Source organism: Nonomuraea monospora (genome assembly GCF_039531895.1).
Taxonomy (GTDB): domain Bacteria; phylum Actinomycetota; class Actinomycetes; order Streptosporangiales; family Streptosporangiaceae; genus Nonomuraea; species Nonomuraea monospora.
The window spans coordinates 166,407-174,165 of sequence record NZ_BAAAQX010000027.1; the positions used below are offsets into that span (position 1 = coordinate 166,407).

4 protein-coding genes and 1 pseudogene are annotated in these 7,759 nt (G+C 73.6%); 1 reads left to right on the forward strand and 4 read right to left on the reverse strand.

Annotated features, from left to right (window positions below):
• Positions 1-2 precede the first annotated feature (2 nt).
• The gene (locus ABD331_RS40150; protein WP_344487346.1) at positions 3-3,770 is read right to left on the reverse strand and encodes a chemotaxis protein CheB; all 3,768 of its coding nucleotides are present in this window, start codon (positions 3,768-3,770) and stop codon (positions 3-5) included.
• Positions 3,771-3,822: 52 nt separating this feature from the next.
• Here ABD331_RS40150 and ABD331_RS61105 point away from each other — a divergent pair, with 52 nt between their 5' ends.
• Positions 3,823-4,128 (forward strand): hypothetical protein, encoded by a 306-nt coding sequence (locus ABD331_RS61105; protein ID WP_425566164.1) that lies wholly within the window; start codon positions 3,823-3,825, stop codon positions 4,126-4,128.
• 19 nt (positions 4,129-4,147) lie between these two features.
• Here the strand turns inward: ABD331_RS61105 and ABD331_RS40160 are convergent, their stop codons facing one another.
• From ABD331_RS40160 to ABD331_RS40170, 3 genes and pseudogenes are all read right to left on the reverse strand, one after another.
• Entirely contained in the window at positions 4,148-6,712 is a 2,565-nt protein-coding gene (locus tag ABD331_RS40160; protein WP_344487350.1) for a family 78 glycoside hydrolase catalytic domain, read from the reverse strand.
• Positions 6,713-6,720: 8 nt separating this feature from the next.
• Positions 6,721-7,548: a carbohydrate ABC transporter permease gene (locus ABD331_RS40165; RefSeq protein WP_344487352.1), complete on the reverse strand. Its 828-nt coding sequence runs from the start codon at positions 7,546-7,548 to the stop codon at positions 6,721-6,723.
• Positions 7,545-7,759 (reverse strand): annotated as a pseudogene (locus ABD331_RS40170) (sugar ABC transporter permease); the annotation flags it as partial. The pseudogene ABD331_RS40170 and the gene ABD331_RS40165, both read right to left, overlap by 4 nt.

Genomic DNA, 7,759 nt, shown 5'->3' on the forward strand with positions numbered 1-7,759 from the left:
GGTCAGCCGCTCGTCACGTCGAAGGAGATGCCCACCTGACCCAGATAGGTGCCGTCGCGGTCGAACAGCGGCGAGGCGTGCGTCTCGAACTCCCGGTAGAGGCCGTCGTGCCCCCGGATCCTGGCCCGGCTCTGCCACGCCCCGCGGCTGGCCGCACCCCCGCGCAGCGCGGCCAGGTAGCCGTCCGCGTCGTCCGGGTGCAGCACGTGATGCCACTCCTCGCCGAGCACCCGCTCCAGCGCGAGCCCCGTGTAGTCGAGGTAGCGCCGGTTGACGAACCGGGTGAGCCCCCGGGTGTCGAGGTGCCAGATCAGCGCGGGAGCGGCGTCGGCCAGCGAGCGGAAACGCTGCTCCGACTCCCGCAGCTCCTGCTCGGCCCGGGCGCGCTGCACGAACGCCCACGTCCTGACCGCCGTCTCCTCCACGATGGCGATCTCGTCAGCGGTCCACTTGCGCGGCAGGCTCTGCAGGACGGCCAGGTGCCCGACCCACCGGCCCACGTTGATCAGCGGCGCCTCGACGACCGCGCAGGCCCCCGCGCCCAGCCAGCGGGCCTGGGCGTCCTGCCCCATGTCGGTGGCGGTGACGTCCGCGACGACGAGCGTCTCGCCCTTGCCGAGGGTACGCGCGAGCAGGTCGCCGCCCCAGTCCGCCAGCGGGTAGGTGCCGCGCAGCGGCGGGCGTCCCGGGCTGTAGTCGCCGTAGACGTGGATGAGCCCGGCGCCGGTGTCCACCTCGGCGTAGTGGGCGTTCTCGACCCGCAGCTCCCGGCCGAGTATCTCCACGGCGCGCTGCTGGATGACGGTCGGGTCCTCCAGAGAGCGCAGCGCGTCGGTGAGCGCCAGCCGGTAGGCGTCGGTGGCCGCGACCCGGCGGCGCATCCCGGCGAGCTGGAGTTGCGCCTCGACCCTGGCCACCAGCTCGCGGGCCGAGAACGGCTTGACCACGTAGTCGTCGGCGCCGGCCAGCAGCCCCTCGATCGCGGTCTCCTCGCCGGCGCGGGCCGTGACCAGGATGACAGGGACGGCGGCCAGCGTCTCGTCGGAGCGGATCCCGCGCAGCAGCGCGAAGCCGTCCAGGCGCGGCATCATCACGTCGGCCAGCACCAGGTCGGGCGGGTCGCGCCGGGCCAGGCGGAGCGCCTCCTCGCCGTCGCCGGCGACGCTCACCTCCCAGGCGGGGCTGAGCAGCCGGGCCAGGTAGTCGCGCATGTCGGCGTTGTCGTCCACGACGAGGACGCGCGCCAGGGTCGCCGCGAAGCCGGGGGCGGCCAGGCCGTCCGGCAGCGGCGTGTCGTCGAGGCCGATCGCGGCGAGGGTCTGCTCGCGGTCGGCGTCCCAGTGCCTGGCCTCCTCCGCCATCGCGGCGGCGATCGCCCCCGGATGCGGCTCGGCGGCCGGTTCCGAGCCGAGGGCGGGCCGGCGGCCCAGCGGCAGCCACACGGTGAAGGTGGTGCCGCCGCCCTCCTCGCTGGTGACGCGCGCGCGGCCGTGGTGGCGGCGGATCAGCTCGTCCACCAGCGCCAGCCCGATGCCGACGCCCTCGTGGGTGCGCCCGCGGACGTCCGGCACCCGGTGGAAGCGCTTGAAGATGTGCGGCAGCTCCGCGGCCGGGATGCCCACGCCGGTGTCGCGCACCACCAGCTCGGCGTGCTTGGGCAGGGCCCGCAGGTAGACCTTGATCGATCCGGTCCAGGTGAACTTCAGCGCGTTGGAGATCAGGTTGGAGACGATCTTCTCCCACATCTCCTGGTCGACCCACACGGCCTCGGGCAGCGGCGGCGTGTCCACGATCAGCTCCAGCCCGGCGACCGTGGCCGCGCTGCGGAACATGGAGGCGATCTCCGCCGTCAGCGCCGCCAGGTCGGTCGGCACGAAGTGCGCCCGCAGCCGTCCCGCCTCCACGGCGGAGAAGTCCAGCAGCGTGCCCACCAGCCGCAGCAGCCGCCGCGCGTTGCGGTGCACCAAGGCGACCTCGGCCGCCATCCCGCCGGGCAGCCGGTCGGCCTGGGTGAGCATCTCCTCCAGCGGCGCCAGCATCAGGGTCAGCGGGGTGCGGAACTCGTGGGAGACGTTGGAGAAGAACTCCGTCTTGGCCCGGTCCAGGTCGGCCAGCCGCTGCAGCCGCTGCTGCTCGCGCCAGCGGGCCCGCGCCTGGGCGACCGCGGCGCTGATCTGCCCGGTGAGCAGGTCCAGGAAGCCCCGGTAGCCGTCGTCGAACGGCCGGTGCGGGTTCAGCCCGACGATCAGGACGCCCGGCACGTTCGCGTCGGCCTCGAGATGCATCGGCAGCAGGAACGCCGCGCGCGGCGGCAGCGCCCCGGCGGGCGTGGGCGGCGGCGGGAGCAGCCCCTTGAACCGCTCGTCCAGGTTCTCCACCATCATGCCGCCGCGATCGCCCGCCTTCGCCGAGGCCGTCTCGCCGAGCAGGCGCGGCACCGGCCAGACCGCGCCGCCGAGGGCGAGGTCGATCAGGTGCGGCGCGGCGAACGTGCCGGGTTCGAGCCCGGCGGCGCCCGCCAGCCGCGCCTGCCTTCGCCGGTGGTCCAGCAGGTAGAGCAGGACGAACGGCACGTCGGCCGGCTCGGACGCGAGCGCCGCCGCGGCCAGCTCGCAGGCCCGGCGCGGCGTCTCCGCCCCGGTCGTCTGGGCCGCCACCGCCCGCAGGGTGCGCATCCGCCGCTCGCCCACCATCGTCGCGGTGGTGTCCAGCGCGGTGTTGTGGATGCCCGCGACCGCGCCCGACGCGTCAGTGATGGGGGAGTAGGTGAAGGTGGCGAACACCTCCTCCAGCAGGCCGTTGCGGTCCATCAGCATCGGCATGTTCTCGCCGCCGGTGGCCTGCCCGCGCGTCATGACGTGCTCGGTCATCGGGCCCACGAACCACCACAGCTCCGGCCACGTCTCCTCGGCCCGGCCCACCAGCGCCTGCGGATGCTTGGTGGTGCCGAGGAACTGCCGCCACAGCTCGTTGTAGATCTGGATGAGCCGCGGCCCCCACCACACCGCCATCGGATAACCGGAGTCCAGGGTCGTGCGCACCATCGCCCGCAGCACCGGCGGCCACTGCGTCACCGGGCCCAGCGGCGTGGCGAACCAGTCCTTGGCCCGCAGCAGCCGCTCGATCTCCCCCGGCCCGTGGAACAACTGCGCCGCCGCCTCGATCTCCGAGCGCGGGCGGGGCAGCGGCCGGCCGTGCACCATGTCGCCGACCACCGAGCCGATCTCGCCGAGCGGCAGCACCAGGTGCGCGGCCGGCGCCGCGGCGGAGGGCATCGACTCGTGCTCGGCGCTCTCGGCGCTCTGCGCGATCACGAAACCGCCGGACTCCCGCACCGCCACCGCGCCCTTTGCGCCGTCGCGTCCCATCCCGGTCAGCACCACCGCCAGCCCGCGGGAGCCGTACGCGTCCGCCAGCGAGCGCAGCAGCGCGTCGTGCGGATGGTCGCGCGCCCCCACCTCCCTGTCGATCACCGCGCACGTGCCGTCCGGCAGCACCTCCATCCGCGCCCTCGGCGGGCACACCAGGATCTGCCCCGCCGACAGCAGCCCGCCGTCCACCGTCCAGGCCACCTCGCGGCCGGTGCGCTGGCTCAGGATCTGCGTCAGCGCGCTGCCCTGGCCGCCCAGGTGCTGCTGCACGACCACCGCCGCCGGCAGTTGCGCGGGCAGCGCCCGCAGCACGTTGATCAGCGCTACCAGGCCGCCGGCCGACGTGATCATGGCGACCACGTCGATGCTCCGGTCCTCGGGGTGCCGCTGCTCGTCCATGTCCGCTCCTGAACACCGCCCGGAATGACCAGTTTGGTGCTCATTCGGTCGCGTGGCGAGCCTCACCGCCCGCCGCTTCCCCGGGGAGGCGGCGGGCGGTCACCCTACGGCGGCGCTCAGCGGCAGGTCCCGCGACGACCGCCCGGCCTGCACCCGGTACGTGCCCGGCACGGTCGTCCAGCGCCCGGCCGCCGTGTCCCAGACCGACAGCGGACGGCCGGCCGCGCGCCCCGGCAGCGTCACGCAGAGCTGGGCGGTCTCGGCGCCGGCTGGGGTACGGGTCGCGGGCCGCCGCCAGGGCGGGCTGGAGCGGCGGCGCGACCACGGCGGCGAGTGCTACGGGCAGGAGCAGGCGTAACGCCGCATAGGTGTCTCCTCTACCGGGGGGTGGTGACGCAGTGGAAGACGTGCTGTCCGGGCCCGGCCTCCACAGCGGGCTCGCCCGGCAGCTCGACGACGGCGGTGGTGTTCTGCGGCACCTGGACGGTGACGGACAGCCGCTCGCCGTCCAGCCGCCACGCCACCTCCGCCTCGCCGTACGGGGTGAGGTGGGTGGCGCGGGCGTGCGTGAGCCCGCCGCCGGGCCGCGGCCGGACCAGGAGCTTGCGGTAGCCGGGCTCGGCCGGGGCCAGACCGGCGACCGTGCGGTGCATCCAGTCCGCGACCGCGCCGAGCGCGTAGTGGTTGAACGAGGTCATCTCGCCCGGGTTGACGGAGCCGTCGGGCAGCATGCTGTCCCAGCGCTCCCAGATCGTGGTGGCGCCCATCGTCACCGGGTACAGCCACGACGGGCAGGCGCGCTGGGTGAGCAGCTTGTACGCGGTGTCGTACGCGCCGACCGAGCAGAGGGCGTCGCAGATGAGCGGCGTGCCGACGAAGCCGGTGCCGATGCGGTGGTCGTCGGCGGCCACCAGCTCGACCAGCCGCCGCCCGGCGCGCTCGCGCTGCTCGGGCCCGTCCAGCAGGTCTGCGGTGAGGGCCAGGGCGTAGGCGGTCTGGGTGTCGCAGGCCAGCCGCCCCGACGGGGTGACGAACTCGCGGCGGAAGGCCGCCCGCACCCGCTCGGCTAGCTCCGCGTAGCGGGCGGCGTCGGCGTCGTGGCCGAGCAGCGCCGCCGTCTCGGCCAGGACCGGGGCCGTCCAGGCATGGTAGGCGGTGGCGACGAGCGCGTGGTCGGTACGGGCCTTGCCGGGGTCGTCCGGGGGCGCGGCCGGGTCGAGCCAGTCGCCGAACTGGAAGCCCCTGTCCCACAGGTGGCCGCGGGTGAGCGTGCCGACCTGGTCGACCCACGCGGCCATGCTGGCGTACTGCGAGCCCAGCAGGCCGAGGTCGCCGGTGCGCTGGTAGAGCACCCACGGGACGAGCACGGCGGCGTCGCCCCACGCGGCGGTGGGCGAGACGTCGAACACCAGCGGCACCCACGGCACGTAGTGCGGCACCGTGCCCACCTCGGACTGTTCGGCCGCCAGGTCCGCCAGCCACGACGACAGCGGTCCCGCGCAGTCGAAGAGGAAGGCGGCGGCGGGGGCGAAGACCTGGATGTCGCCGGTCCAGCCGAGCCGCTCGTCGCGCTGGGGGCAGTCGGTGGGCAGATCGACGTAGTTGCCGCGCATGCTCCACACGACGTTGTCGTGCAGCCGGTTGAGCAGCGGGTCGGAGCACTCGAACGTGCCGATCGGCCGCATGTCGGTGTGGCAGACCACGGCCTGGACGTCGGCCGGGTCGAGCTGCCCAGGCCAGCCGTCGATCTGGGCGTAGCGGAAGCCGTGCGTGGTGAAGCGCGGCTCGTAGGTCTCCGGCCCGGCGTCGCCGCGCAGGGTGTACTGGTCGAGCGCGGCGGCGTCGCGCAGCGGGCGGATCGCCAGGGCGCCGTTCTCCAGCACCTCGGCGTGGCGCAGGGTGACGGTGTGCCCGGCCGGGCCCTGGACGCGGATGCGCAGGCGGCCGACGAGGTTCTGGCCGAAGTCCAGGATCGTCTCACCGGACGGGCCGGCCAGCACCTCCACCGGCGACACCGTCTCCGTGCGGCGCACGGGCGGGCCGGTCGGCGCGACCAGCAGCGCCGGGTCGTGGGCGAGGGCGTCGGCGGGCAGCCAGGCCGAGTCGTCGAAGCCCGGCCGCGACCAGCCTGCCGGGTGCAGGCGGGCGTCGTGCTTCTCGCCGTCGTACAGGCTGGCCGAGGTGACCGGGCCGGTGGCGCAGCGCCAGTGCTCGTCGGTGGCGACCAGGTCGCGGGTGCCGTCCTCGTAGGTGATCTCCAACTGGGCGATCAGCGCCGTACGGTCGCCGTAGATGTCGGTCTTGCCGCCCAGGAAGCCGACCCTGCCCCGGTACCAGCCGTCGGCGAGGGTCGCGCCGAGCGTGTTGGCGCCCTCGCGCAGCAGCCCGGTGACGTCGTGGGTGCGGTAGCGCAGGCGGTTGCGGTAGCTGGTCCAGCCGGGCGCGAGCACCTCGTCGCCGACGACCTCGCCGTTCAGCTCCGCCTCGAAGACGCCGTGCGCGGTGACGTACAGGCGGGCCTTGGCGAGAGGGCCGCGCAGGGTGAAGTCGCGGCGCAGCAGCAGCGCGGGGCCGTCGGGGACGCCGAGCAGCTCCAGCGAGGGCGCGGCGGCCGAGGCCCGCCAGTCGGCCGGGTCCAGCAGCCCGGCCTCCACATGCGACCACTCGCTCCAGTCGCTGACCGAGCCGTCGGCGCCGTGCACCCGCACGCGGGCGCCGCGCCGCTCGCGCGAGCCCAGCGGCGCGCCCGGCCAGGGGACGAGCACCGACTCCGCCGACTCGACCAGGCCGGTGGCCGTGCCGTCGCCGAGCTCGATCTCGTAGCCGGCCTGGGTCCAGCCGGCGGTGTCGGTGGTGACGGTCCAGGACAGGCGGGGCGCGCTTTCGCCGATGCCGAGCGGGTCGGTGTGGTGCTCGAAGGCGGGCGCGGTGACGTTAAGCAAGGTGCTCCTTAGCCCTTGATGGCGCCGGCGGTCATCCCGGCGACGATCTTGCGGTTGAAGAAGACGAACAGCACCAGCGGCGGGATGGTGATCAGGACGATGTCCATGAACAGCAGGTTCCACTGGGTGTTGTACTGGCTCTGGAAGTTGTAGAGCGTGACCTGCACGGTGGCGTTGTCGTCGCCGGGCAGCAGGTAGAGCGGGTTGACGAAGTCGTTGAAGATGTTGACCGAGCTGACCAGGATCACCGTGATGGTGACCGGCCGCAGCAGCGGGAAGATCACCCGGAAGAACAGCCGCAGGCCGCTGCAGCCGTCGATCTGGGCGGCCTCGTCCAGCTCGCGCGGGATGGCCGCGATGAACGCGCGGAACAGCAGCATCGCGAACGACAGGTTGAAGGCCACCTCGGCCAGGATCATCCCGGGCAGCGTCTTGAACAGGCCCAGCGCCTGCAGCAGCCAGATCGTCGGCACCACCGCGGGCGGGATGATCAGCCCCGACAGCACCAGGAAGTCCGCCAGCCTGGCCACCTTGCCGGGGCGGCGCTGCAGCACGAACGAGGCCATCGCGGCGAAGACCACCAGCAGCGCCACCGAGGCGACGGTGATGATCGTGCTGTTGACGTAGGCGCGCAGCAGCACGTAGTCGCGCGCCTCGACGACGGCCATGAAGTTCTCCACCACCGGCCAGCTCGTCGGCCAGGCGAAGTCCAGGTCGATGGCCTGCTGCGGGTCCTTGACGGCGGTCAGCAGCATGAGCGCGAACGGCACCAGGAAGATCGCGGTGGCCAGCACCAGCGCGACCGCCTCCGCGCTGAGTCTCTTGAGCGTTCTCATGCGGCCACCTGCCTCTTGCCGAGGTAGTAGTTGAGCGGGACGGCGATGGCCGTGACGACGATGAACAGGATCACGTTCCCGGCGGTGGACAGGCCGAAGAAGCCGGCCTGGTACTGCTTGTAGATGATCGAGGCGATGGTGTCGCTGGTGAAGCCGGGGCCGCCGCGCGTCATCGTCCAGATCAGGTCGAAGGAGCGCAGGCCGCCGATGA